At 56.8% G+C, this 25,249-nt stretch carries 20 protein-coding genes; 11 read left to right on the top strand and 9 right to left on the bottom strand.

The window, feature by feature from the left end; translation table 11 throughout:
* Window positions 1-34: 34 nt before the first annotated feature.
* A complete protein-coding gene (locus BLT38_RS12255; protein ID WP_231966453.1) occupies window positions 35-724 on the bottom strand; it encodes a tetratricopeptide repeat protein in 690 nt (229 codons plus the stop codon).
* A 6-nt stretch (window positions 725-730) separates the two neighbouring features.
* Window positions 731-3,436, bottom strand: coding sequence for a TonB-dependent receptor (locus tag BLT38_RS12260; RefSeq protein ID WP_083345435.1), 2,706 nt, complete (start codon window positions 3,434-3,436; stop codon window positions 731-733).
* Window positions 3,437-3,738: 302 nt separating this feature from the next.
* Here BLT38_RS12260 and BLT38_RS12265 point away from each other — a divergent pair, with 302 nt between their 5' ends.
* Window positions 3,739-4,248, top strand: coding sequence for an SRPBCC family protein (locus BLT38_RS12265; protein ID WP_083345436.1), 510 nt, complete (start codon window positions 3,739-3,741; stop codon window positions 4,246-4,248).
* 36 nt (window positions 4,249-4,284) lie between these two features.
* On the opposite strand, the gene dxs is transcribed toward BLT38_RS12265, so the two are convergent.
* Together dxs and BLT38_RS12275 are read right to left on the bottom strand one after the other, a co-directional pair.
* Window positions 4,285-6,174: a 1-deoxy-D-xylulose-5-phosphate synthase gene (gene dxs, locus BLT38_RS12270; RefSeq protein ID WP_083345437.1), complete on the bottom strand. Its 1,890-nt coding sequence runs from the start codon at window positions 6,172-6,174 to the stop codon at window positions 4,285-4,287.
* A gap of 81 nt (window positions 6,175-6,255) precedes the next feature.
* Complete coding sequence (locus BLT38_RS12275; RefSeq protein ID WP_231966454.1) at window positions 6,256-7,734, bottom strand: dicarboxylate/amino acid:cation symporter; 1,479 nt, start codon at window positions 7,732-7,734, stop codon at window positions 6,256-6,258.
* On the opposite strand from BLT38_RS12275, the gene BLT38_RS12280 reads away from it, so the two are divergent.
* Together BLT38_RS12280 and BLT38_RS12285 are read left to right on the top strand one after the other, a co-directional pair.
* Entirely contained in the window at window positions 7,733-8,266 is a 534-nt protein-coding gene (locus BLT38_RS12280) for a YybH family protein (RefSeq protein ID WP_083345438.1), read from the top strand. The genes BLT38_RS12275 and BLT38_RS12280 overlap by 2 nt on opposite strands.
* Window positions 8,267-8,275: 9 nt before the next feature.
* A complete protein-coding gene (locus BLT38_RS12285) occupies window positions 8,276-10,693 on the top strand; it encodes a PAS domain S-box protein (RefSeq protein ID WP_083345439.1) in 2,418 nt (805 codons plus the stop codon).
* Between the two features lie 21 nt (window positions 10,694-10,714).
* Here the strand turns inward: BLT38_RS12285 and acs are convergent, their stop codons facing one another.
* Window positions 10,715-12,685 carry an acetate--CoA ligase gene (acs, locus tag BLT38_RS12290; protein WP_083347072.1) on the bottom strand — a complete coding sequence of 657 codons (1,971 nt, stop codon included), beginning with the start codon at window positions 12,683-12,685 and terminating at the stop codon, window positions 10,715-10,717.
* A gap of 88 nt (window positions 12,686-12,773) precedes the next feature.
* Between acs and BLT38_RS12295 the strand changes: the two genes are divergently transcribed.
* On the top strand, window positions 12,774-12,971 hold the full coding sequence (locus BLT38_RS12295; RefSeq protein WP_083345440.1) for a hypothetical protein: 198 nt from the start codon (window positions 12,774-12,776) through the stop codon (window positions 12,969-12,971).
* Here BLT38_RS12295 and BLT38_RS12300 read toward each other — a convergent pair whose 3' ends face one another.
* Together BLT38_RS12300 and galE are read right to left on the bottom strand one after the other, a co-directional pair.
* The gene (locus tag BLT38_RS12300; RefSeq protein WP_083345441.1) at window positions 12,972-13,532 is read right to left on the bottom strand and encodes a DUF421 domain-containing protein; all 561 of its coding nucleotides are present in this window, start codon (window positions 13,530-13,532) and stop codon (window positions 12,972-12,974) included.
* Window positions 13,533-13,561: 29 nt separating this feature from the next.
* Window positions 13,562-14,533, bottom strand: coding sequence for a UDP-glucose 4-epimerase GalE (gene galE / locus BLT38_RS12305; RefSeq protein ID WP_083345442.1), 972 nt, complete (start codon window positions 14,531-14,533; stop codon window positions 13,562-13,564).
* Between the two features lie 495 nt (window positions 14,534-15,028).
* On the opposite strand from galE, the gene BLT38_RS21050 reads away from it, so the two are divergent.
* The 3 genes from BLT38_RS21050 (at window position 15,029) to BLT38_RS12320 (ending at window position 18,830) form a co-directional block, all read left to right on the top strand.
* On the top strand, window positions 15,029-16,045 hold the full coding sequence (locus BLT38_RS21050) for a TonB family protein (protein ID WP_269456817.1): 1,017 nt from the start codon (window positions 15,029-15,031) through the stop codon (window positions 16,043-16,045).
* Window positions 16,046-16,147: 102 nt separating this feature from the next.
* Window positions 16,148-18,085, top strand: a complete 1,938-nt coding sequence (locus tag BLT38_RS12315) for a hypothetical protein (RefSeq protein WP_083345444.1) — start codon at window positions 16,148-16,150, stop codon at window positions 18,083-18,085.
* 157 nt (window positions 18,086-18,242) lie between these two features.
* The gene (locus BLT38_RS12320; protein ID WP_172838264.1) at window positions 18,243-18,830 is read left to right on the top strand and encodes an outer membrane beta-barrel protein; all 588 of its coding nucleotides are present in this window, start codon (window positions 18,243-18,245) and stop codon (window positions 18,828-18,830) included.
* A gap of 70 nt (window positions 18,831-18,900) precedes the next feature.
* Here the strand turns inward: BLT38_RS12320 and BLT38_RS12325 are convergent, their stop codons facing one another.
* Complete coding sequence (locus BLT38_RS12325) at window positions 18,901-19,503, bottom strand: outer membrane protein (RefSeq protein ID WP_083345446.1); 603 nt, start codon at window positions 19,501-19,503, stop codon at window positions 18,901-18,903.
* Window positions 19,504-19,655: 152 nt separating this feature from the next.
* A complete protein-coding gene (locus BLT38_RS12330; protein ID WP_083345447.1) occupies window positions 19,656-20,579 on the bottom strand; it encodes a LysR substrate-binding domain-containing protein in 924 nt (307 codons plus the stop codon).
* Window positions 20,580-20,698: 119 nt separating this feature from the next.
* On the opposite strand from BLT38_RS12330, the gene BLT38_RS12335 reads away from it, so the two are divergent.
* The 4 genes from BLT38_RS12335 (at window position 20,699) to leuD (ending at window position 25,231) form a co-directional block, all read left to right on the top strand.
* Window positions 20,699-21,865 carry a 2-isopropylmalate synthase gene (locus BLT38_RS12335; RefSeq protein ID WP_083345448.1) on the top strand — a complete coding sequence of 389 codons (1,167 nt, stop codon included), beginning with the start codon at window positions 20,699-20,701 and terminating at the stop codon, window positions 21,863-21,865.
* A gap of 78 nt (window positions 21,866-21,943) precedes the next feature.
* Entirely contained in the window at window positions 21,944-23,044 is a 1,101-nt protein-coding gene (gene leuB, locus BLT38_RS12340; protein WP_083345449.1) for a 3-isopropylmalate dehydrogenase, read from the top strand.
* 49 nt (window positions 23,045-23,093) lie between these two features.
* Window positions 23,094-24,599: a 3-isopropylmalate dehydratase large subunit gene (gene leuC / locus BLT38_RS12345; RefSeq protein WP_083345450.1), complete on the top strand. Its 1,506-nt coding sequence runs from the start codon at window positions 23,094-23,096 to the stop codon at window positions 24,597-24,599.
* On the top strand, window positions 24,599-25,231 hold the full coding sequence (gene leuD / locus BLT38_RS12350) for a 3-isopropylmalate dehydratase small subunit (RefSeq protein WP_083345451.1): 633 nt from the start codon (window positions 24,599-24,601) through the stop codon (window positions 25,229-25,231). The genes leuC and leuD overlap by 1 nt, the downstream gene beginning before the upstream one ends.
* Window positions 25,232-25,249 lie beyond the last annotated feature (18 nt).

The raw sequence follows: 25,249 nt of genomic DNA on the forward strand, positions 1-25,249 counted from the left end.
AGCTTGGACCTCAATTCAGCGGAGCAGAAAACGCTTATGCGTTTTGCGGCTCCGGGAGTGTACTGGCGAATGCATGCAGAGCAGGCACAGGCCATTGCAAAAGAAAGTGCTTCATCTTTGCGATGAAAGCGGGTGTTGCGGTTTCAGGAACTTTGCGGAGCCACTGAATGGCACCGGCGATATCGCCATCGGTGATGAGCATGCGCGCGTGGTTGAACTGACCGCGGAAATCGCCACCTTCAGCAGCACGCAGATAGTGCTCGCGAGCAATGGCCATATCTTTCTTGACCACCCAGCCGTCTTCATAAAAGCCACCAAGGATGTTGATGGACTTCACGTGATTTAACGCAGCAGCTTTGCGGAACCAGTGGATCGCTTCCACCTTGTCTTCCGGCACTCCACTGCCAAGCGTGAGCAACGTAGCCAGGTTGTACATGCCCCAGTCGAGGCCCTTCTCCGCTGCTTTGCGAAACCATGGAGCAGCGAGAGTGGCACTGGGAGCGATGCCCCATCCTTGATCAAGGCAACGACCGACCATGTTCATGGCCATTACATCGCCACCACGGGCTGCACGTTCAAACCAATGAAGTGCTGCCGTGGCGTTATGCGGGACGAGCTTGCCGTCCAGCAGCATCTGGCCATAGATAAGCTGGGCCTCGCACACACCGCGTTCTGCTGCGGCGCGTACGAGGTTCAGATCGTCTTGTGTTGCCTGTTTCTGCACTGTTGTCTACCAGTGAACGTTGAAAGCCACGCGGCCCGTACGGCCCGGCGCCAACAGTGCGAAGTGAGTGGTGTAAGCCTGCAGGAAGTACGCCTTGTCGCCCACGTTGAGCAGGTTGCCCTGCAACTCGATGTGGGAGTTGAAGCGGTAGGCTGCGAACAGATCCACACGCGTGTAACCAGGAACCCACTTGGTGGAGTAGATCGTGGTTGGGTTATCGGCACCAAAGATCTTGCCTGCACCGTACAGACCACCACCAACGTTCAGCTTGCGCGTCAGGCTGTAGTAGCTGCTGATGCTGTAGCTGTTCTCTGGCGTATTCGGGTAACGACGTCCGTTCTGGAGACCAGCTGCCACACCCGCACCACCTGCATTCGTCAGGATGGCGTTCATGAACGTGTAGCCAGCGAATACCTGCCACTTGCGGTTGAGATAGCCGGTGATACCGAAGTCAGCACCGCGGTTGCGGCGTGTACCAACTGCTGCAATGGTGCTGTCCGCGAGAGTGATACGCACGTTCTGTGTGTCGGACTGGAACCATGCACCGGTTGCGAGTGCCTTGCCGCCGAACAGTTCATACTTCACGCCCACTTCTTCCATGCGGGTCTTTTCGGGTGGCAGAGTGTTGTTGCCTGCGGTGTTCAGGCCAGATGGATCCTGTCCCTGTCCCAGAGAATTACCAGGAGGCGTCGCGGAGCTGCTCACCGTGCCGTAGATCGTCGCCTTCTGCGTCGGCTTGTAAGCGACAGCGGCCTGGTAGTTGACCAAATCAAACAGCGCGGGGGTGATGGTGGGAGCAACCGTGATGCTACGCATCCCAAGAATCGGTGTGCGGTAGGTCGTGTTGTAGTGGTCGTAGCGGATGCCGCCCGTCAACTGGAACTTTCCGAGACGCGCCGAGTCGAAGCCATAGACCGAACGCGTGCCGATGACCTGGCGGCTGGGGATGTTGTTCCGCAGGATGGAGTTCGTCATCACAGCGCCGGACGTGCCACCGTCTTTACGCGAGGTCACACCAGCCCATGCGTCATCCCCGGTGGGATTCAGCAGGTCCGTGCAATAGTTACCGCCTGCCGCGCCCAGCACTGCGCAACGGGTTTCGCTAAGAGCTACGGTCGCTCCGGTCACCGAGTTCTTCACATTGAAGGTCGGAACCACAGGAATATCCGGGCCGGTGGTGGCAGTGATTGCCTGCGTCGGATCAAGAGCACCAACCGAGTAGGTCGAGTTCCAGCTGCGCTCGCGAGAGAATTCTGCACCAACCGCATAGGTGTGCTGGATGGAACCGATCTTGCCAGAGCCAGCGATGTCAGTCTGGTTGATGTTGGTGTCTACCCACGCAAGGCGCTGCTGGGCGCGACGATAGACCAAGCCGTAATAGATGTTGCCCTGGCTGTCGTCGGCCATGGAATAGACGTAGTTCTGGTTCGACTTGCCATAACGATAGGAATTGCGGATGACCGAAGTTTCCGTCAGCTTGTATTCCGCACGGCCAAACGCGGTATTCACGTTAGAGTCGCTAAAGTCACGCGAATTGAAACCGTAGAACGCCTTGCGATTCACCAACAGCGGTTGGCCATCGCCCGTTTGATAGACCTGCGCGCGACCGTCGATACGGGCAAAGAAGGTGGGGTTGTTGTACGGGATGCCGGGGTCTGGACGATCGTGCGATTTGATCCAGTAGTAGTTGGTATCAAAATGCAGGCGCTTGGTGGCAGAGAACGAAAGCGACGGTGCGAGACCGTAGCGGCCATTGTGTACAAAGTCGCGCCCGGCAACGTCTGCGTCCGTCCACATACCAGCCAGGCGGCCAGAGGCCCAGCTTGTCAGCTTTGCATTGCCATCGATCGTGCCACGGAAGAAGTTGCTGGTGCCGGGGCTGAACGTTCCATTGAGGAAGTTTTCGCGGCGAGCCATCTTCGAGTTGAGATTGATGCTGCCACCGCCTGCGGAACGACCGGCGAACGTACCGCTAGGTCCCTTCGAGACTTCCACCGACTCCACGTCAAACACTTCACGCGATTGCGCACCGATGTCGCGCATGCCGTCGACGAATGTGCTGCTTTGCGCGTCCACGCCGCGGATGTACGGGCGGTCGCCGATGGGGTTGCCGCCTTCTCCGGCACCGAATGCGATGCCCGGCACTGTACGCAGCGCTTCCACCAGGGTGGTGGAGGCAGTGTTGGAGATGATCGTCTCTGGGATAACTGTGAGCGTCTGCGGCAGATCGCGCAGCGGCGCGGTGTACTTCAGAGACATCATCTCTGCGCTTGCCGTAACAGTCACGTCCTGGCCCGTGGCGTGCAATGCAATCTGCACACGGTCTGCAGAGACGAAATCCGCAGACATGTTGGTGCCCTGCAGTGCAGCGGTCAACGCCTCTTGAGCGGTAAGCACTCCGTGCACACCGGGCGAAGGCATGGATGTGTACTTCTCGGGAACGGACACCTTAATACCGAGTGCCGTTTCGAGCGATGCAGCGACCTGGCCCAGAGTACCGGCCGGAATGTCGAACTTGTGAACCTGCTGGCTGGGCCGCGCCTGTTCGTCGGTGGGAACCGTGTCGGTCGATGGCTTTGCCTTGTTACCTTCTTTATCTTTGTCAGCAGTCGTGGCAGCCTCTGACTGCAGTGTGCCCATGGCAAACATGGCAAGGGTGCCGGTCAGCATCAGCTTTCCGCGCAGGCGAGTAGAATCTTCGTTCTTCTTCATTTTCAGTAACGCTCCGGGGCTTGGGCTCGCGCGTGAGACGTGCGTGCCCTAAATCATTCACGTGCGAAGTCCCTCAACTACGCGCTCAAACGAACCGGCTGCAGGACGCGGGAAAAGCCACCACCCAGAAGGCGGGAACCACATCTACGACCGCAGCAGTCCGATATGAAAAAAGATTACACGAACAAGGACCGATTGAGTCCATTATTTTTCGGACTTTATTGGTCCTTGATCGATTACCGGCAACGGAATGCTCGTAGCGCGCCTCTACACTGCTAACTGGAACGGAGAAATAACGAACGATGGTCCATATCCTGGAGTCGGAACAGTGGCTTCCCTTCTCTGTCCCGATGGTGTTCGCCTTCCTGGCGAACCCGCAGAATCTGCCGCCGCTGATGCCTGCGTGGCAGCAGGCGCGGATTGAGGAGTTGAGGCTGATTGCACCGCCTGCACCTCCGGCTGGATCACCAAGCCGACTGGGAACGGGCGTTGGGACGACCATGATCCTCAGCTTCCGGATGTTGCCAGGGCTTCCCATGCGGATGAACTGGCATGCCGCGATTTCAGAGTTTGAGTGGAACGATCACTTTGTCGATCGGCAGACCGCCGGGCCTTTTGCGTTCTGGCGGCACCGTCACAGTGTGAAGGAAGAGATGCGGGATGGCGTGCCAGGCACGCTGGCGAAAGACCGCGTGGAGTACAAACTGCCGCTGGGGCCGGTGGGCGATCTGCTGCATACGATCACTGTTAGAGCTCAGATGGAGCGGATATTCGCCTATCGGAAGAAACGGATGGCGGAGCTGATGCCATAGTTCGTGGAACGTGTGACATCACGCGCGCGCTGACGTTTAGTGGGCTGCGAGGCGACTCTGCAGAAGTGCGTGGAGGAACGGCTGCGCTTGTTGCAGGGCGCCGTTGACGCTGATGCCGTATTTCTCGCGCAGAGCGTCCACTTTGCCGTGCTCGATGAACTGATCGGGCCAGCCGATACGGACTACGGGTGTGTTGATCTCCGCTGCGTTCAGTGTTTCCAAAACTGCGGAACCATAGCCGCCGGACAGTACGTGATCTTCAAAGGTGATCAGCAAACCGCAGGAGCGACCGTAACGCTCGACGCATTCGCGATCGATGGGCTTCACAAAACGCGGATTGATGACAGCAACGCTGAGGCCAAGGCCACGTAGTTGCGCGGCCATCTCTTTTGCCATGGGGAGGAGTGCTCCCAGGCCAAAGATGGCAACGTCAGAACCCTCTTCGATGACTTCAGCCTTGCCGATTTCAAGTACCGCTGGCTGCACTTTCACGGTGGTACCCGGGCCGGTGCCGCGTGGGTAGCGGATGGCGGAAGGACCGTTGTGCAGCAGCGCTGTCTGCATCATGTCGGCGAGTTCGTCTTCGTCTTTCGGCACCATATGCACAAGGTTCGGAATGCAGCGCAGGTAGCTGATGTCGAAGAGGCCGTGGTGCGTTGGGCCGTCGTCGCCGCTGAGGCCGCCGCGATCCATGCAGAAGACTACGGGGAGTTCCTGCAATGCGACGTCGTGCACGATGGGATCGAAGGCGCGCTGGAGGAACGTGGAGTAGATGGCGCAGAAGGGCTTGTATCCCTTGGTGGCCATACCTGCAGCGAAGATTACCGCGTGCTCTTCTGCGATACCCACGTCGAAATAGCGGCCGGGATGATACGGACGGAAGAGGTCGAGCGCAGTGCCGTTGGGCATGGCTGCGGTGATGGCAACAACCTTGGGGTCGTTGTTGGCGAGTTTGACCAGTGTCTCCGCGAAGATTTCGGAGTAGGTCTTCTGCCCTGTGGCGCTTGTTTCGCCGGTTTCGGGATCGTACGGGCCAAGGCCGTGGAACTTCTTCTGCTTGTCCATGGCGGGCTGGAATCCGCGGCCCTTCTGCGTAAGCGCGTGCAGCACTACTGGCTTGTTCTGCGCCTTGAGGAACTGGAAGGTGGCGACGAGCAGCGGAAGATCGTGGCCGTCGATGGGACCGTAGTAGTCCAGACCAAATTCTTCAAAGAGCATGGACGGGCCGAGCAGGCCTTTGACGCTCTCCTCTGCCTTGCGCTGCAAGTGCTTCGCGGTCTTGCCGCCGAAGCGTTCGATCAACTCTGACGCTCGGTCATGCAGATACGTAAAGCGTGGGTGCGTGACAATCTTGTGGAAGTAGCCTGCGATGGCGCCCACGTTCTTGTCGATAGACCACTCGTTATCGTTCAGCACGATGATGAGGCGCTTGGTCTGCGCTGCCACGTTGTTCAGAGCTTCATAGCTGATACCGCAGGTAAATGCCGCATCGCCCGCGAGCGCGACGATGTGTTCACTGCCACCGTTGAGATCGCGCGCGACAGCCATGCCGAGTGCAGCACTGAGCGCAGTGCCTGCGTGGCCTGCCCCGAAGCTGTCGTGCTCACTCTCGGTACGGAGCATGAAACCGTTCAGGCCGCCGGGTTGGCGGATGGTGTCGAAACGGTCTTCGCGGCCGGTAAGCAGTTTATGCACGTATGCCTGGTGGCTGACGTCGAAGACGAACGAGTCCTTTGGTGTGTCGAAAACATAGTGCATGGCTATGGTGAGTTCCACCACGCCGAGGTTGGGGCCAATATGGCCGCCGGTGCGCGCTACGCTTTGGATGAGACGTTCACGAATCTCCTGCGCCAGCTCCGTCAGTTGCGGAATGGTCAGTTTCTTTACGTCGGCCGGAGATTTGATCGTCGAGAGGTGGTCGCTCATGTTTCCTTGCGGATAGGACGCTGCCGCGCGGGACGGGGTATCCGCCGGGGGCAGCGAATATTTCCGCCTTACTGATTGTAATTATTCCTGCATCGCAGCGATAACGGCAGGGGTTACAGGTTCCTCGAACAGGGCTCCCTCCCAGCGGGCGACCACAGCGGAGGCGAGGCAGTTGCCGATCACGTTCGTCGCGGTTCGGCCCATATCCATGAGGGCGTCAATGCCCAGCAGCACGAGAATGGGCTCGCTGGGAAGGCGCAGGGTTCCAGCCGTGGCCAGCAGGACGACCAGCACCGCACGCGGCACACCTGCCACGCCTTTGGACGCGAGCATGAGCGTGCCCATCATGAAGAGCTGCGTGCCGATGCCAAGAGGGACGTTCGCCACCTGAGCGACGAACACCATCGCCATGGCGAGGTACAGCGTGGAACCATCGAGATTGAACGAGTATCCCGCCGGAATGACGAAGGACAAGATGCGGCGCGGAACGCCAAATGCCTCCATCTCTTCCATGGCACGAGGTAGAGCGGCCTCACTGGCGGCTGTGGCAAATGCGATAGCAGCGGGGCCGGAGATGTGTTGCATAAGGCGTCGCAATGGCAGCTTTGCCAGCAACGCTACGGGGACGAGTACAAAGAGGATGAAGAACAGCGCTGCGCCGTAAAAAACCAACAGCAGTTTGCCGAGATGAACCAGAACGCCGGGACCCATCTTGGCGATGGTGAATGCCATGGCCGACATGACACCTACTGGCGCGACATACATGACGATGTTTGTGAAACGAAACATCGTTTCACTGAGACCCTCAGTTAACCGAAGTACAGGCTCGGCCTTGTCACGCGGTGTCATGGCAAGCGCCATGCCAAAGATGGCCGCGAAGACCGCCACCTGCAACACCTGTCCGTCTGCGATGGACTTCGCAATATTCTCTGGGAAGACGTGTTCCAGAAATTCCTGCCAGTGCATGGGCGCAGCGGATGGAACCGATCCTACAAGTTCCGCAGGCATTGCGAGACCGACGCCGGCCTTTGAAATGTTCGCCGCGGCTAGTCCCACCACGAGCGCAATCGTGGTGAGCACTTCAAAGTAAAGCAGGCTCTTCCACCCCATGCGGCCAACGCTCTTCAGGTCGCCGTGGCCTGCGATACCGCTGATGAGCGTGGCGAGAATCAGCGGGGCAACAACTGTCTTCACCAGTCGCAGGAAGATGTTGGAAAGAAAGTGCGATCCGATGGCGACGGACGGTGCGTCGAGTCCCAGTTCCACGCCAGCGACCATCCCCACAACGATCCATGGCGTGAGTCGCGGACGGATGAAGGCAGCCCATCCGGCCAGCAACAGAACACCGCCGATGCGGAGCACCAGGCCAACAGAATGCGCCGTGCCCTGGGCAGGTGCGAGCGCAAAACCTACGGGAAGAGCCAACGCGGCAAGCACCCACAGTGCGATTTCTCTGCGGATGGAACCGAGGGAGGTATTCAGGCTGTTATCGGAGGGCATCCACCACACTCTACCTGTTTCCGGCGGCTGCGGGTAAAGTGAAACATTGAGGAATTCCATGCTGAAGACGTTTTCTGCATTCGCACTGCTTCTTCTATTGCCTTTAACGGCAGCGGCTCAGCTTGATCCTTTGTCGAAGAAGGCGCAGACGAACAATCCTGTAACGCAGCCGACGCTGTCACCGGGAACCATTGAATTGCTGGTACTGGACTCGAAATTCAGCGAGGAGACGGTGAAGGGCGGCGGCAAGGTGTTCTCAAGCTGGTTTGCGGACGATGCGCTGACACTGAACAATGGCAAGCAGCCGACCTATGGCAAAGCGAGCATTGCAGCAGCAGCCAACTGGAACCCTAGCGAGTATGAATTGAAGTGGCAACCCCTGGGCGCGCAGATGGGTCCGAGCGGCGATATGGGATTCACCTGGGGCCACTATGATGGTCGCGGCAAGGACAAGAACGGATCGGAGGTTGTACTCTCCGGCCGATACATCACTGTTTGGAAGAAGGTCAACGGCCAATGGAAGGTAGCATTGGATGCCAGCGCAAATGAGCCCGCGGATGCGGGAGAATGCTGCAGACTGCCCAAGCCATAAGACCTGCTGATGCCAACGACCCGATTTCAACGCGATTCCATAGCCCGCCCCACGGTTCTACCGGAGGAGCGTCGTCTACAGTCGCTGGAACGGCTGGAGATCAACAGTCTGCCCGAACCCGCGCTGGATGAGATGACTCAGCTTGTCGCGCAGATTTGCGATACGAGCGCGGCCGCCATTTCGTTTGTGGAACGCGATCGTGTGTGGTTCAAGTCGCGTGTGGGTCTTCCGTCGCGCACCATGCCCAGGACGGAAGCGCCTTGCGATGAAACAGTATTGGGCGACGACATCTTTCAGATTCCCGATGCTGCAAACGATGGACATTATCCGAACGGATATATCCCAGTCGGCAGTGAAGCCTATCGCTTCTATGCAGGCGCGCCATTGCGTACTGCGGATGGCCAGGTGGTGGGTACCCTCTGCGTGTTTGATGAGGAGCCACGTCGGCTAAATGAGATGGAGGCCGCCACGCTGCGTCTGATGGCTCGGCAGGTGATGACACGGCTGGAGCTGAATCTGACCACGCGGATGGCGGATCGCGATGCACGTTCGCGCCAGCGCGTGGAGGCAGCACTGACGGTGGAACGCAACTTCGTATCCGCAGTACTGGACACCGTGGGAGCGTTGGTTGTGGTGTTGGATACAGCCGGACGTATTGTGCGTTTCAATCGCATCTGCGAGACGATCTCAGGCCTTTCGTTGAGCGACGTTGTTGGGCGTGCCGAGTGGGACACGCTCGTGCCACCAGAAGATCGCGAAACGAATATCGCAACGTATCAACAATTGCGCGATGGCCACTTCCCTTTCGCATATGAGAATCGCTGGCTTACGCGTGACGGTTCCATTCGCCGTATTCAATGGACAGCGACTGCTCTGCCGGATGCACAGGGTGAAGTCGCGTTCCTGATTGCAACGGGCATTGACGTCACGCTTCAACGCGAAGCAGAGCTGACGCTGCGCGAGAGTGAAGCACGTTACCGCACGCTGATTGAAGGCTCATTGGGTGCGGTGTTCACGCACGCGCTGGACGGCACACTGATCTCCATTAACACCTACGGTGCGGAGCATCTGGGATACGCAATCGAAGAGATGACAGACCGTCCGCTGACGGAGTTCATGCCTCGGCCACAGCAGAGAGCTTTTGATGACTATCTGCATGTTCTGGCTGAAACGGGTGAGGCCCAGGGAACCTTCGAATTCAGTCATCGTGATGGCGAAGTGCGCGTACTGGCCTATCGAAATCGTCTGATCGAAGCCACCACGCGGGAGCATTATGCCCTGTGCTTCGCCGTGGACATCACTGAAAAGGTGCATGCAGAAGAACGACTTTCTGCGTTGACGCGACAATCCAATTCGATTCTGGATTCTGTGGGAGACGGCATCTTCGGCACGGACCTGAATGGCATTGCCACAGTGTGCAATCCTGCTGCAGCGCAGATGTTGGGATATCGAACGGATGAGATTGAAACCGTGATCCTGGGGCAGAACCTGCACGCGCTCACTCATCACACGCATGCGGATGGATCGTCTTATGCAGAGAGCGATTGCCCCATCATCAACTCCGTGCATGATTCGAAAACTGTGCGCGTGAGCACAGATGTTTTCTGGCGTAAGAACGGCACAAGCTTTCCGGTGGAGTATGTTGCCTGCCCGATGGTCGACAACGGTAGTCCGACGGGCATTGTGGTGGCGTTCACAGATACAACCGAACGGCGCGCGCTTGATCGCATGAAGGATGAGTTCGTCTCTACCGTGTCGCATGAGTTGCGTACGCCGTTGACGAGTATGCGGGCATCACTTGGATTGATTGCTTCCGGTGCGCTGAAGTCTCGCCCTGAAAAGGCCGAGCAGATGTTGGGCATCGCAATTGGGAACACGGATCGATTAGTGAACCTGGTGAACGATATTTTGGAACTGGAACGGATTGGTTCCGGCAAAGCCCAGCTGCACTCTGGCGATGTTCATATGTATGCCCTGATGCATCGTGCGACCGATCTTTTGAGCGGTACAGCGGCGAAGCAAAACATCCGCTTCACCTACGGCGAACCGGGCGTGCATGTGTGGGCTGACAGCGATCGCATTCTGCAGATGCTGACGAACCTGCTCTCAAATGCAATCAAGTTTTCGCCCAATGGCGGCGAGATCCACATGGAAGCGTATTACAGCGCTCCGGGCGAAGCCACGATTGAAGTACGCGACCACGGCCGCGGCATTCCCAGCGACAAACTGGAATTGATCTTTGGACGTTTTCAGCAGGTGGATGCTTCGGATGCGCGCGTGATGGGCGGCACGGGGTTGGGGCTGGCTATCTGCCGCAGCATCGTTACGCAACATGGTGGACGCATCTGGGCTGAGAGCGAGCTGGGCAGCGGCGCTCGGTTCCTGTTCACACTACCTACGGAACCGAGCAGCCATCTGCACAAGTAAATGAAGCGTCGCGAGGAGTGATTACTCCTCGTCCTTCTCCTTCAGCTTTGCCACCACGCTGAAATCTTCGAGAGTGGTGGTGTCGCCCTTCACGTCGCCCGTGGCAGCCAGTTCGCGAAGTAGACGACGCATGATCTTTCCGGAACGCGTTTTCGGCAACGCCTGTGTGAAACGAATTTCATCAGGACGAGCCAGCGCTCCGATTTCCTTTGCGACAAACTTCTTCAATTCGTCAGCCAGGGACTTGTCTACTTCCGTGCCGTCTACAACGGACACAAACGCGACGATGCCTTCACCCTTCAGATCATCGGGACGACCAACGATTGCAGCCTCTGTAACCTTCGTGTGCGCAACGAGAGCCGATTCGATTTCCATGGTTCCCAGGCGATGTCCGCTGACGTTCAACACGTCATCGACGCGTCCCATCAGCCAGAAGTAGCCATCTTCATCACGACGTGCGCCGTCGCCAGTGAAGTAGCTGCCAGGAATCTCACTCCAATAAGCGGCCTGATAGCGATCTGGATTGCCGTAGATGGTTCGCGCCATCGCGGGCCAGGGCTTACGGATGACCAGCAGTCCACCGTGTCCCGGCGGTACAGGTTCGCCTTCCTTCGTGACAATCTCCGGTAGGACACCAAAGAACGGAAGCGTTGCTGAACCAGGCTTCGTGGCGACTGCGCCGGGGATGGGCGCGATCATGATGGAGCCTGTTTCCGTTTGCCACCACGTGTCCACAATGGGGCAACGCTCGTGGCCGATTTCACGGTGGTACCACATCCACGCTTCAGGATTGATGGGCTCGCCCACCGTTCCAAGCAGACGCAGCGTGGAAAGAGAATGCTTGCGTACATGCTCCGCGCCCCACTTCATGAAGGCGCGAATGGCTGTGGGTGCTGTGTAGAAGATAGAAACCTTGTGTCGATCGACGATGTCCCAGAAACGATCGACCTCAGGCCAGTTCGGCGCGCCCTCATAAAGGAGAGCGGTGGCGCCATTGAGAAGCGGGCCATAAACAACGTAGCTGTGGCCCGTAATCCAACCCACGTCTGCCGTGCACCAGTACACGTCCTGCTCCTGCAGGTCGAAGATGTACTTTGAGGTCAGCATGGTGCCAAGGCCGTATCCGGCAGTGGTGTGAACCAACCCCTTGGGCTTGCCTGTGGTGCCGCTGGTGTACAGAATGAAGAGCGGATCTTCAGAATCCATGGGCTCCGCAGGGCATTCACTGCTGACCTTGGCAAGCTCTTCGTGAAGCCAGTGATCGCGACCTTCCTTCATGGGAACTTCGCGTCCGCAGCGACGATAGACCAGCACGTGCTCGACACCCGGAGTACGTTCGACAGCTTCGTCTGCGATGGACTTCAGAGGAACTTCCTGTCCGCGACGGAAGCCAGCATCCTGTGTGATGAGCACGCGGCATTCTGAATCTGCCATGCGGTCCGCGAGAGCATGAGCAGCGAATCCACCAAAGACGACATTGTGCACCGCACCGAGTCGCGCGCAGGCCAGCACCGCCAGAACAATCTCTGGTGAGACGCCCATGTAGATGGCGACGCGATCGCCCTTCTTCACACCGAGATTCTTCAGCACATTGGCGAAGCGCTGCACCTCGATATGCAGCTCTTCATAGGTGAGCGAACGAACTTCACCTGGCTCACCTTCCCAGATCAATGCTGTCTTGGAAGCGCGTGCGCCTTTTGCGTGACGATCGACTGCGTTGTAGCAAAGGTTCAGCGTGCCACCGGTGAACCATTTTGCATGGGGAACATTCCATTCCAGCACCGTGTGGAAGGGCTGGAACCAGTCGAGTAGCTGGGCCTGTTCCGCCCAGAAGGCATCACTGTCTTCAATAGAGCGACGATACAGCGCATCGTATTGCTCACGGGAACGGATGCTGGCCTGCGATGCAAACTCGGCCGGTGGCGGAAAGATGCGGTCTTCGCGAAGGGACGACGTGAAGGAAGAGGGAACACTGGTTGTCTCTGCAGCCATGCGCGACATTCTACTTTGCCGACAATACGACTGGCCATGTCTGCAGCCGAATCGTCTCAAAGTGTCCGGCACTTGTTAGGCTTTTTGCATGTACGGATTTGCCATTTCCACGCTGATCGGTGTCGCACTTGGGTTCATGTTTGGCGTGGGATGCGCACTGGCCGTGATGTATTCCATCTACATGGGCGGCTATCGCGAGGCGCTGCGTGACATGGCTTTGAGCACTAAACCCAAGCGCTGGCACGAAGAACTGGCAAAAGTGAAGAAGATGGATGCGAAGAAGTAATCACGCCTGCTTCAGCGTCTTCACTTCTTCCATCAATGCATCCAGTTTCTTCAGAATTTCCTGGTGACGTGAGCTAGGAAAGCTTTCTGCACGGGTCTCCACGTAGAATGTGCCGCCTGGCTCCAGCGTGCATTCCTTCACATCCGCAAATCCACGTACACTCTGCTTGTGAAGGACTTCGACCAGTTCTTCATGGGTGAGAATTTCATCACGCATGGCGGCTTCATCCACCTTGCCGTTGCGGATGAGAGTTCTGCTGCTTCCCTGCAGAGCCTTGTTGAGCTTTGGCATTGCGAAGAGAACACGGTTCAGAGACCAATTGGCAGCGAGCAATGCCACAGCACCAATCAGGCCGCCCATCAGCGAATTATCCTCACCAATGATGGCGTTCTGCACTGTGTTGGACAGTGACAGCAGAACAACCAGATCAAAGGGATTCAATTGCGCTAGCTCGCGTTTGCCGAAGACTCGGAGCAAGATGATCAGCGTGAAGTACACGATGATAGGGCGAAGAATCTTCTCGAGGATGGGCAGGGGCACGTGCAACATGTTATGCAACATGCCGCCAGCCTACATCCTTTGCGCTGCTTCTAAACAGCGCGGAGTTTCTGGTGCCACTCCCATGCGGTGGCGAGGATCGCATCAAGCTGATCAAACTTTGGCGCCCAGCCCAGTTCACGCTGAATCTTCGCGGAACTAGCGACCAGAACCGCAGGATCGCCTGGGCGACGCGCTTCCACAATGACGGGAATCTCGCGGCCTGTGACACGGCGCGCGCTATCAATCACCTCGCGGACGGTGAATCCCTGACCATTGCCAATGTTGTAGATGGCACTCTCTTGCGTTGCCAAGGAATCCATCGCCAGCAGATGGGCCTCAGCAAGATCTGCCACGTGGACATAATCGCGGACGCAGGTGCCGTCCTTTGTGGGGTAGTCCTCGCCGTAGATGCGGATGTTGTCACGCAGGCCAAGAGCAGTATCGAGAATGAGCGGAATCAGGTGGCTCTCGGGCTCGTGTGCTTCGCCATATCCGGGAATGGCTCCCGCCACATTGAAATAACGCAGCGCCGCGTAACGAAGGCCCATACGCTCAGCGAACCAACGCATCATGTACTCGCTAAGTAGCTTGCTTTCGCCGTAGGCGTTGGTTGGCCGCAACTCGTCCGTCTCTTCAATGGGAGCGCGCTTCGGCTCGCCGTAACAGGCTGCGGTGGAGGAGAAGACGAGGCGCTGTGTGCCGGTCTGTTGCATGCATTCCAGCAGTGTGAGAGTACCTGCTGTGTTATTGCGGAAGTAGATATCCGGGCGTTTCATGCTTTCGCCCGCTTCGATGAGAGCGGCAAAATGCAGTACGCCATCAAACTTGCCATTGCGGAGGGTTCTGCTCAGAAGATCTGCGTCGGCAATATCGCCCTCCACAAAAGTTGCAGACGAAGGAAGTGCATCCTTCTTGCTGTGGCAAAGATTGTCATAAACCGTCACGCGATGGCCGCGCTCCAGCAGCAGGCGGCTGACAGTGCCACCGATATATCCGGCACCGCCGGTCACTAAATAATTCATGGGTTTATCGTCACTCGCCGATGGGGATACAACGTTGCCTACGATTCTTGCATATGCATGTGTACGTTTTTCTCATTTCGACCGTCTCATCCCCTGTTGGAGTTATGGAGGTCTGTCTCAAATTGAATTTGCGTGAAAGTGAAACGGATTTCGATCAGATTGGGGTCCGGCTCGCTTATCATTGGTGATAAGTTCCGGCGCAATCCTGCCTTACACTCAATCAATCCTCCCGGATGAATTACGTGGAAGCGCCATTTGTAGAACGAACGCGACCGTAAGAACGGCGCACACAACGAACCTGTTCCAACCGGGTCCGAGGCGGACCGAGGACTCTGGTCATCGCCTACTGAAACTGAACTTTTGAGGATTGCACCAAATATGGCAAACCAAGTGCCTGATCACGAGCGGAACCGTGTGCCCGGGAGCCAGAATGCATCTCCGGCGCAAGCACCGTTTCCTTCGCAAAGGGATTTAGCCTTTAAGACGTTTGGCGTGATGGAAGATTCAGAGAAGCGGAAGAACCGCTTCCTGGCTGCATTCTTCATCAACACCTCTCTTGCGGCGCTCCTCATCTGGATCAGCGTTCTTACGGCGAGACGAGTCGTAGAACAACACGTTGAGAAGACCATCACCTTCAACAACGTGAAACCGCCTGAACCCCCTAAGCCGGTTCCGCCGCCCAAGCTCCCCAAGCCTCCGATCGTGAAGGTTGAGCCGCCAAAGATTTTGCCGAACGTTCCTAAGATCGAGGTACCTGAGCCACCCAAGGTTCAGCCGCAGCCCGTTCTGAAGGCTCAGCCCATCATTACGCCCGCTCCGCCGAAGGCCGTAACGCCGCCGCCCGCGCCGAAGCCGGTGGCCATCAGCATTGCGCAGGCAGCCTCTGTACCGAACCACGATGCGCATCCCTCTGCCGTTCGCCTCGGTAGCATGACCAATCCGATCAACAACACCACCGGTCCGGCAGTTTCGCCTGTGAATCTGGGCCACAGTGGCGCACCGGGTATGCCAGCAGGTAATACCGGGTTTGGTCCTCCGTCGCAGATTGCGATTGCTGGTTCAGGATCACCGAATGGACAGATGGGTGGCCACGACCGGGCTGCACAGCCGATCAAGGGCATCAATACCGGCGTTCCGGGAGGCACTGGCCCTCTCACTGCAAAACCTGTAGGCGCGATTGCGATTGCTAAAGGACCGACTCCCCCCGCAATTCCGCAAACGCAGGTGAGCACCACCCCGGCAAAGAGCGCACCGAAGGTCATATTCAAACCGAAGCCTGAGTACACCGAAGAAGCGCGGAGCCTCCATTTAGAGGGCACCGTTTACATCAAAATTCACGTCTCAGCATCGGGAGCTGTATCCGTGCTGGGAGTCCAGAGCGGTCTTGGCCATGGCCTGGATCAAGCTGCGGTGAGAGCCGTACAGGGCATGCGTTTCCAACCCGCAATGGCCAATGGTCAACCGACCGATTGGGATGGCGTGGTCAACATTAACTTCCAACTCGCCGGTTAAACAGTCAGGATCTCTTATCCAGAGATTCTGACCCAATTCCCGGCCAGATTTTGTACGCTGAAACAGTTCCCTACCCGGGACTTCATAGGAGCCATCCAAAACATGAGGAACCTTCGCAGGTCTTGCATCGCGGGTGTTGCCGCCACACTTCTTACCGCATCGACGGTACCGGCGCTGGCCTTTCCAATCCTAGGCAAGAAGAAAAAGGATGATCTACCCGCACGCAAGCTAACTCCAGCACAGACCGCTCTGCTGGACAAAGCCATCGCTCGTGAGCAGGAAGTCATTAAAGTCATTCAGGAGCGCGCGCCGCTCGTTGAGACTTATATCCAGAACATGAAGCCCGATCCGGCGCTTCTGCAAGTTCCTGTCTCTGACCAGCACTTCCTGGGCCGTGTGGAGTTCAAGAAGGTTCTCAACGGAGAGAACTACGACACCGTTGACAATCACAAGGCAAAGGGCAAGATGGGATTCTTCAAGAATTCCGTTTCCTTCATCACGGGCATCAACAAATCGTTCCACCTGCAGTTCAATGAAGTGGGCTTTGTCCAGATGATCCTGGTGGATGCCCACGGGTTCGACAAGACGAATTACAACTTCGGCTTTGTTCGCAATGACTTTCTCGGTTCCGTTCCCACCATGGTGTTCGACGTGGAACCCGCTAAGGGCAGCAGCCGCGGACGCTTCTTTGGCCGCATCTGGGTAGAGCGCCGGAACGGAAACATCGTTCGCTTCAACGGCTCCTTTGCTGGCAGCGAGAAGGACTTCCGCGAGTTCTATCACTTCGATTCCTGGCGCACCAACGTGCAGGAGAACCTGTGGCTGCCCACGTCGTTCTACGTGGAAGAGAGCGATCCAAAGAGCACAGAAAACACTGTGAAGTTTAAGGCAGTAAACCACGTGTGGGGATACGCTCTGAAGGTTCCTACGAGCGATGCCGAAAACGTGGATGTAGAAGTACAGGGTGCAACGGACGTCTCGAATGATGCGCAGGATGTTTCGCCTCTCGGCGCACAGCGCGCATGGGTTCAGCAGGCAGAGGATAACGTTGTTAATCGTCTGTTCCAGGCTGGATTGCTGGATGCTCCTTCAGACTTCGACAAGATTCTGGAGCAGGTTGCCGGAAACATTCTGGCCTACAACAACATTCAGGTTGCGCGCCCCATTCGTGTGCGTACCCTGTTGACCGAGCCACTGGAATCGTTGGCCATTGGCAACACGATTGTGCTGTCAAAAGGTCTGATCGATACCACTGCTGTTCCGGGCAATAACAACGAACAGGTGAACAACCTGTACGCGATTATCGCGTTCCAGGTGGCGCACATCATCCAGGGACATCGTCTGGATACGAAGTATGCGTTTAATGATCGTCTCCTCTTCCCCGATACTTCGACCTTCGAGAAGATTCCGATGCATCACACCGACAAGGACAACGAAGAGGCAGCGAAGAAGGCTCTGGAATTGCTCCAGCCGAAGGAGCTGAACGATGCTGCAAGCCAGTTTGGTCTCTATCTGGCAGAACTGCAGACTCGCTCGAAGGCGCTTACGGCGCTGAACGACCCAATGGTTGGCGATTCGCTAGTCAAGGACGTAAAGACGAACACCTTCTGGCTGCAGCCGCTGATCGGCAAGGGTCCGAAGCTGGATCCGAATGACCTGAAGCAGAACGCAGCAATGCCACTGTCGTCGTTCCTGCGCTTCGATCCATGGACGGATCAAGTGGTACAGATGCACGCTTCCTACGAGCCTCTTCTGTCATCCCGCGACAAGATGCCGTTTGAAGTTACTCCGGTCTATCTGAAGCTTAGCTACTACAAGCCTGCGGCAGATGGAGCGGCAGCAGCAGCAGCGGGCGCCAACGCGACGACCGATGCCAACGGCAATGCCATTAGCGCACCGCCGGCAGGAACCGGAACACCGGCAGCAGCTCCCGCGCAGGCTCAACCGTCTGCAGGAGCTCCTCCCGCAGATACAACACTGACGCCCGCTCCAGCGGCTGGCACAACTGGAACGGCGAACCCGCCGGCACCACGACAGTAAAAGGGTTAAGCCGGACGGGCGCGTACCCGTCCGGCTTAGAACGACCTCAAGATCGTCGACCCAACGCGAACTGTTCCTCTGTAAGCTCCCTCGGTATGTGCAAGGGCTGAAGTAAAAAGCCCAGACGGAATTGAGCTACAGGCATAAAGGAGTCCTCTTGCCGCTACGAATCCAAAAAGCCAAATTTGCTGCGGTGGTCACCGCTGCACTCTTATTCTCACAATTTTCAGCTCGCGCGAACGGCCAGGCCACCACTGCCACCGCTTATCGCAACTCCGATCTTCAAGTCGGCGGATATTTTTCAGTCGTGCGGCCGGACTACGGACCACATCTTCTGGGTTACGGCGCATATGCCGCTTACGATTTCAAGCCTCATTGGGGCGCGGAGTTTAATTTCCGTCAGGGGAACGCCAGGAACACTGATATTTACGAGCGCACCTATGAACTTGGAGCACGCTACGTAATCACACGCAAAAACCATTTCAATCCCTATGCGCGTGCTTCCTACGGTCGAGGCGTATTCAACTTCCCTCCGGGCATCAACGGGTTTCCGTTCGGCGCGAACCTCGCCTACAACCTGATGGCCTTCGGCGGTGGTGTAGATTACAACCTCACCCGCTCGATCAATGTCCGAGGTGATTATGACTACCAACACTGGTTTGGTTTTCCGGCTTACCCGTCTGGAGGAACCAGTTCCATCTCTCCACAGGCCTTCAGCGTAGGTGTGGCGTATCACTTCCACTAGTCGTTCTTTCAAACGAGCAAAGAAAAGCCTCGGACGAATCCGGGGCTTTTCTTATGCAAATTGTGAAGCCTTAGAAGTGGTATGCGACACCGAGCGTCGGCATGGAGATCACTTCGTAGCGACCCGTGTTGTAAGCGTCCGAAGGCAGCTTGAAGCTGGGCGTCTTTACCACAGCGCCACGATAGCCGATGCGAATGTCATAGCTGGGGCTGATCTCATACGCAACACCGGCTCCGAAGAAGCCACCCAGGCTCAACTGCCGTTTAGCGTCCAGCGACTGCGTGTCGAAATCGCGAATCGGCGAAAAAACATACGCACCAACACCGACTTCCGCGAACGGATTGTAGTTACGGTAGTTGCGGCTGTACACGTAGCCGAAGGAGACTTCCTGCTGGCGTGTGTGAATCTGGTAGGTGTTGAAGCTCGTATTCTTCAGCTGCGTCATGTACTGCGAGAAGCTGTAGTTGGCTTCCAGAGCGCTACGCGGCGTGAGCATAAAACGGTAGCTTGCCAGTGCGCCCAATGCCATATCTGCATTGACCTGAATACCGCGTCCGTTGACCTGGGGAGGAATATTCCCCAAAGCGCTGATGCTTACATCCTGCCGGCTCTCTTGACCATGAGCCGCTAACGCGCCAGCGAGCAGGGCGCACATCCACATCGATTTCTTCATTCGTATGACCAACCTCAACGTCGTTCGGTGTGGCGCCTGTCCGGCGCGCGCAGAGGACGTACAGCTTCTGATTGTACCTGTTAGGACTGCGGCGCTGCCATTCGGTGAGCAGCGAATCTTATAGAAATGAAACTTTCCTTCCTCTCGGAGGCTCAATCTCCTCGTTCCGGCAGGAAACAATACGACCCTCCGGTCGCTTCCGCGTACTCCCGAACGCCGCGAAGAAACTCAATCGCGGCATGAGAGAGGTTCGCTTCACGACGATGGACCAGCCTTAGTTTACGTTCCATCTGCAGTTCTTTGACCCGAACGCGGGTGAGAGCGCCCGATTTCAGCTCGCGTTCCACCGTCAGCGCGGGAACCAACGCCACTCCATTCCCCAACTCCACAAAACGGCGTACCGCTTCCAGGCTCGGCAATTCCACATCGATCCGGAGATTCGTGCGGTGCCGGCGAAATGCTTCGAACACTTTGTCGCGCTGCGGTGAGGGAACATTGTGCGCAACGAAGTGCTGGCCGCCCAGGTCACGGATGGACACCTCTTCCGTTTTCGCCATGGGATGTCGCGGATTCACAACGAACGCGAGCTCGTCCCGATAGACCACGATGGATTTTAGTGCTCGGTCCTCAGGCTTGAAACTGAGTACGCCAATCTCCACCGAATGCAGAAGCACATCGTCGGGAATTCGACTGGCCAGGCTGCGTTGCACGCTGACCTTGACCCGGGGATGCACACGGCGGAAGCGGTCCAGCACGGGCAACAGATAGAGGCAGGTGTACTCGTTTGCAGCGAGATTCAGACTTCCACGGTGCAGGCTCCGCAGTTCACCCAGGGCATGTCGAGCCTCCACACGCAAATTCAGTAACTTCTGCGCGTATTCACGGAGCACTTCCCCCGCATCCGTGAGCGAAGCTTCACGCGCCGCCCTGTCAAAAAGCGCCTCGCCGAGCTCTCCTTCCAGCTTTGAAATAGCCTGGCTTACGGCGGGCTGCGTGCGGTGTAGACGGACGGCAGCGCGGGAAAAACTGCGCTCTTCCGCTACTGCTAGAAAGGTTTCCAAGGCAAACAGGTCCACGGCGCATCTCCCGAAGAAGCCGACGGAAGGCCGGCCACTGCATTCACTATAAGCACTTCTGATGACGCTATCACTGCATATAAGGATTCCTTATCGCTATACTGTGTTTGAGGAAAACCATGAGCACTGCTTCGGATCGCGTGTATTTCTTCGACACAACGCTGCGTGACGGTGAACAATCACCGGGCTGCACCATGCACCATGCGGAGAAGCTCCGCTTCGCACATCAGCTTGCATCGCTTGGCGTGGACATTATTGAAGCCGGCTTCCCTATCGCGTCCGACGGCGACTTTGAGTCCGTCCGCGCGATTGCAAGCGAAGTAAAAGGCCCACGCATTGCCGCGTTGGCTCGCTGCAAGACCATTGACATTGAACGCGCGGGAAAAGCCGTTGAGTCGGCCGCTTCGAACCGCATCCATACATTCATTGCATCCAGTGATCTTCACCTGGAAGCAAAACTTCGTATCACACGCCAGCAGGCATTAGATCAGGCGGCGGAATGCGTACGCCTGGCCAGAACGTACACCGATGACGTGGAGTTTTCCGCCGAAGATGCCACGCGTTCTGACCCGGATTTTCTGATTCAGATTGTGCAGGCAGCGATTGATGCAGGCGCGACCACTATCAACCTACCGGATACCGTGGGCTACTCTACCCCGGCGGAATACCGTGCCATGTTTGAGATGGTTCGCGGTCGTATTCCCAATGCAGACAAGATCATCTTTTCTACGCACTGCCATGACGATCTGGGCCTTGCAGTAATCAACACTGTGGCTGGTCTGCAGGGCGGCGCGCGCCAGGTGGAAGTGGCCATGCACGGCATTGGCGAACGCGCGGGTAACGCGTCGCTGGAAGAAGTTGCAGCCATCCTGAAGATTCGGAATGACGTCTTCCCGTACACGAACAATCTAGTACTCGATCAGATTGGGCCGACGAGCCGCATGTTGGACGAGATCATCTCATTCACTCCTTCGCCCAATAAGGCAATCGTGGGTAAGAATGCGTTTGCACATGCGAGCGGTATTCATCAGCACGGCGTGCTGGCCAACCCGCTGACCTATGAAATCATGTCCGCCGCGCACTTTGGTGTGGAGGCCAACACGATTGTGCTGGGCAAGCACAGCGGTCGCCGCGCACTGGAACATCGCCTGAAGGAACTTGGCTTCAACCTGACCAAGGAAGAGATTGATCAGGTTTACACGCGCTTTACTGCCCTGGCTGATCGCAAGAAGGATATCTACGACCAGGACATTGCAGCGCTTGTGCCGCAGCCTGCAACTGTTTAGTTCCTACTCCTAGAACTTCATCACGCGCAGATGTTCTGCGCTGACTCGCAACCATTTGCAAGGAAAGTTTCGACCACGATGAATCTGAAAATTGCACTCCTCGCCGGTGACGGCATCGGCCCGGAAGTTACGAACGAAGCAGTAAACGTGCTGAACACTGTTGCAGCCGCAGGTGGACACACGTTTACCTACACCTCGCTGCTCATCGGCGGCGCGGCAATTGATGCGCACGGAACTCCACTGCCGGAAGAAACGCTGAAGGAAACTCTCGCCAGCGACGCTGCGTTCCTTGGCGCCGTAGGCGATAACAAGTTCAATTCCCTTCCGCCCAGCGAGCGTCCCGAAGCTGGCCTGCTGAAGATTCGTGCAGAGCTTGGTGGCTTTGCAAATCTTCGCCCTGCGACGGCGTACAAGGCACTTGCGGATAACTCGCCGCTGCGCCCCGAAATCACCGAAGGCGTGGACATTCTGTTTGTCCGCGAACTGTTGGGTGGACTTTATTTTGGCCAACCACGCGCATGGGACAAAACAACTGACCGTGCTCACAACACGATGGTGTACACGCGCCATGAAGTAGAGCGCGTTGCCAAGATCGCATTCGATATCGCAGCGAAGCGCGATAAGAAGAAGGTCACCAGCGTAGACAAGGCGAACGTGCTGGAATGCTCGCAGTTGTGGCGCGCAGTTGTCACAGAAGTTGCTAAGGATTATCCCACCGTAACGCTGGAGCATCAGTTGGTGGATTCGATGGCAATCCATCTGATGAATCGTCCGCGTGATTTTGATGTGGTGCTTACGGAGAATCTGTTTGGCGACATCCTCTCAGACGAGAGTGGCGTTATCACTGGATCGCTTGGCATGCTTCCTTCTGCGACGCTGGGCGGCAAGGTGAATCTGTACGAGCCCGTGCATGGTTCCGCACCAGATATTGCAGGACAGGGCAAGGCAAATCCCATTGGCGCCATCCTCACCGCTGCACTTGTTCTGCGTCATTCCGCCGGACTGAATGCCGAAGCAAAGATCATCGAGGACGCTGTGGTGAAGGTATTGGAAGCGGGTTACCGCACCACCGATATTGCACGCGGCGACATTGCCGGCCAGCAGACCGTCAGCACGTCGAAGATGGGCCAACTCGTCCTTGACCAGGTCACTGCTGAGTTGGGCGCTGCTGCGTCCTAAACATTTTCTGTTGAGCAACACCGGGCTTTTGCCCCAGAGGTAAGCCACAATGTCCGCACCAAAGACACTGTTTGAAAAAGTCTGGCAGCAGCATCTGGTTGCAGAACCAGAAGGCGAGCCTTCCATTCTGTATATCGATCTGCAGCTTGTGCATGAAGTAACTTCGCCGCAGGCCTTTGATGGTCTGCGCATGACAGGCCGCAAACTGCGCCGTCCGGATCGTCATATTGCAACGGTAGATCACAATGTTCCCACCACCAGCGCAGCAGATCGCCTTGTGATTGCAGATCAGATCAGTGCTGCGCAGGTAAACGCGCTTCGCAAGAACTGCAAAGAGTTCGGCATTGAGTTTTTCGATGTGCAGGATTCGTCTCAGGGCATTGTGCACATGATTGGACCGGAGCTTGGCGCAACCAAGCCGGGCATGACGATTGTCTGCGGCGACTCGCACACATCGACGCATGGCGCTTTCGGTGCGCTCGCCTTTGGTATTGGCACCAGCGAAGTGGAACACGTAATGGCAACGCAGACGCTGCCTCAATCGAAGCCGAAGACCTTCCGCATCACCGTGGATGGCGAGCTTCCCTTCGGCGTTACAGCGAAGGACATCATCCTGGACATCATCGGCCGCATTGGCACAGATGGTGCGACGGGCTATGCGATTGAGTATGCCGGTTCAGCCATCCGCGCGCTCAGCATGGAAGGCCGCATGACGGTGTGCAACATGAGCATTGAAGCTGGTGCGCGCGCCGGCATGATTGCTCCGGATGAAACAACCTTTGCATATCTGAAGGGTCGCCGCTTTTCTCCGGGAACGCGTCCTACGAATCTGGATGCACGCCCTCCGCGCTCTGTGCCCGATGGACAACAGCTTGGATCTGCAACAGACGCCTACGACAATCAGTGGGAAGAAGCCGTTGCGCACTGGAAGACATTGCCTACAGATGAAGGCGCTGTCTTTGATCGCGAACTTTTTATTGATGCTGCGACGCTGGCTCCTGCCGTCACGTGGGGAACATCGCCCGGTATGCACGCCACCATTGATGGCAAAGTGCCGACGCTGGACGATGCGCCCACAGAGGCTGATCGCAAGAGCTTTGCCAAGGCCTATGAGTACATGGATCTGAAGCCCGGCACACCGATGGAAGAGATCAAGATTGACACCGTCTTTCTTGGCTCATGCACGAACGGCCGCATTGAAGATCTGCGCGCTGCTGCTGAAGTGATCAAGGGGCACCACATTGCCACGAAGGTACGTGCGATGGTCGTTCCCGGCTCGCAGCATGTGAAGAAGCAGGCTGAAGAAGAAGGTCTGGATGCCATCTTCAAGGAAGCAGGCTTTGAGTGGCGTGAACCCGGCTGCTCTATGTGCCTGGGTATGAACCCGGACATCCTACAGCCCGGCGAACGTTGCGCTTCCACATCGAACCGCAACTTTGAAGGTCGTCAGGGACGCGGTGGACGCACGCATCTTGTTTCGCCGGAGATGGCTGCGGTTGCCGCAATCACTGGACACTTCACCGACATTCGTAAGTGGAAGAAGGAGGCGCGCTAATGGAACCGATTAACGTTCTTACATCGAAAGCAATGCCGCTGCCGCTGCCGAACATCGACACCGACCAGATCATTCCGAAGCAGTTCCTCAAGCGCATTGAGCGCACAGGCTATGGCGACTTTCTGTTCTACGACTGGCGCTACAACCTGGATGTTCCGGATGATGTTTCGCCGAACAGAGACTTCGTGCTAAACAAGCCGGAGTATCAAGGCGCAGAGATTCTTATTGCAGAGAAGAATTTCGGCTGCGGTTCGTCGCGTGAACATGCGGCATGGGCCATCTTCCAGTACGGGTTCCGCGTGGTGATTGCACCAACGTTTGCAGACATCTTCTTTTCCAACGCAGGCAAGAACGGCATCATCCTTGTCCGCCTTTCGGAAGAAGACGTTACCGCTCTCATGACGCATTGCACGGAAGATACAAACAACAAAGTCACGGTGAATCTAGAAGCACAGACTGTGACAGACGAACATGGTTTCTCAGCACATTTCGACATTGATCCCTTCCGCAAGTACTGCTTGCTGAATGGACTGGATGACATCGGCCTGACGCTTCGCCATGTGGATGCGTTGAACGATTTTGAAGCGAAGCACGATAACGAATTCTGGTCCGCACCGAAAACGGCTGCATAACTACAGAAAGAGAACGAA

Origin of the sequence: Terriglobus roseus, assembly GCF_900102185.1 — a bacterium.
Lineage (GTDB): Bacteria > Acidobacteriota > Terriglobia > Terriglobales > Acidobacteriaceae > Terriglobus > Terriglobus roseus_A.

Bases quoted from the DNA above. Each gene is read 5' to 3' on its own strand.
- galE (WP_083345442.1), bottom strand. From the start codon at position 14,533: ATGAATTATTTAGTGACCGGCGGTGCCGGATATATCGGTGGCACTGTC.
- BLT38_RS12265 (WP_083345436.1), top strand. From the start codon at position 3,739: ATGGTCCATATCCTGGAGTCGGAACAGTGGCTTCCCTTCTCTGTCCCG.
- acs (WP_083347072.1), bottom strand. From the start codon at position 12,685: ATGGCTGCAGAGACAACCAGTGTTCCCTCTTCCTTCACGTCGTCCCTT.
- BLT38_RS12300 (WP_083345441.1), bottom strand. From the start codon at position 13,532: ATGTTGCATAACATGTTGCACGTGCCCCTGCCCATCCTCGAGAAGATT.
- BLT38_RS12315 (WP_083345444.1), top strand. From the start codon at position 16,148: ATGAGGAACCTTCGCAGGTCTTGCATCGCGGGTGTTGCCGCCACACTT.
- BLT38_RS12295 (WP_083345440.1), top strand. From the start codon at position 12,774: ATGTACGGATTTGCCATTTCCACGCTGATCGGTGTCGCACTTGGGTTC.
- leuB (WP_083345449.1), top strand. From the start codon at position 21,944: ATGAATCTGAAAATTGCACTCCTCGCCGGTGACGGCATCGGCCCGGAA.
- dxs (WP_083345437.1), bottom strand. From the start codon at position 6,174: ATGAGCGACCACCTCTCGACGATCAAATCTCCGGCCGACGTAAAGAAA.
- leuC (WP_083345450.1), top strand. From the start codon at position 23,094: ATGTCCGCACCAAAGACACTGTTTGAAAAAGTCTGGCAGCAGCATCTG.
- BLT38_RS21050 (WP_269456817.1), top strand. From the start codon at position 15,029: ATGGAAGATTCAGAGAAGCGGAAGAACCGCTTCCTGGCTGCATTCTTC.
- BLT38_RS12260 (WP_083345435.1), bottom strand. From the start codon at position 3,436: ATGAAGAAGAACGAAGATTCTACTCGCCTGCGCGGAAAGCTGATGCTG.
- BLT38_RS12280 (WP_083345438.1), top strand. From the start codon at position 7,733: ATGCTGAAGACGTTTTCTGCATTCGCACTGCTTCTTCTATTGCCTTTA.
- BLT38_RS12285 (WP_083345439.1), top strand. From the start codon at position 8,276: ATGCCAACGACCCGATTTCAACGCGATTCCATAGCCCGCCCCACGGTT.
- BLT38_RS12335 (WP_083345448.1), top strand. From the start codon at position 20,699: ATGAGCACTGCTTCGGATCGCGTGTATTTCTTCGACACAACGCTGCGT.
- BLT38_RS12325 (WP_083345446.1), bottom strand. From the start codon at position 19,503: ATGAAGAAATCGATGTGGATGTGCGCCCTGCTCGCTGGCGCGTTAGCG.
- leuD (WP_083345451.1), top strand. From the start codon at position 24,599: ATGGAACCGATTAACGTTCTTACATCGAAAGCAATGCCGCTGCCGCTG.
- BLT38_RS12275 (WP_231966454.1), bottom strand. From the start codon at position 7,734: ATGGAATTCCTCAATGTTTCACTTTACCCGCAGCCGCCGGAAACAGGT.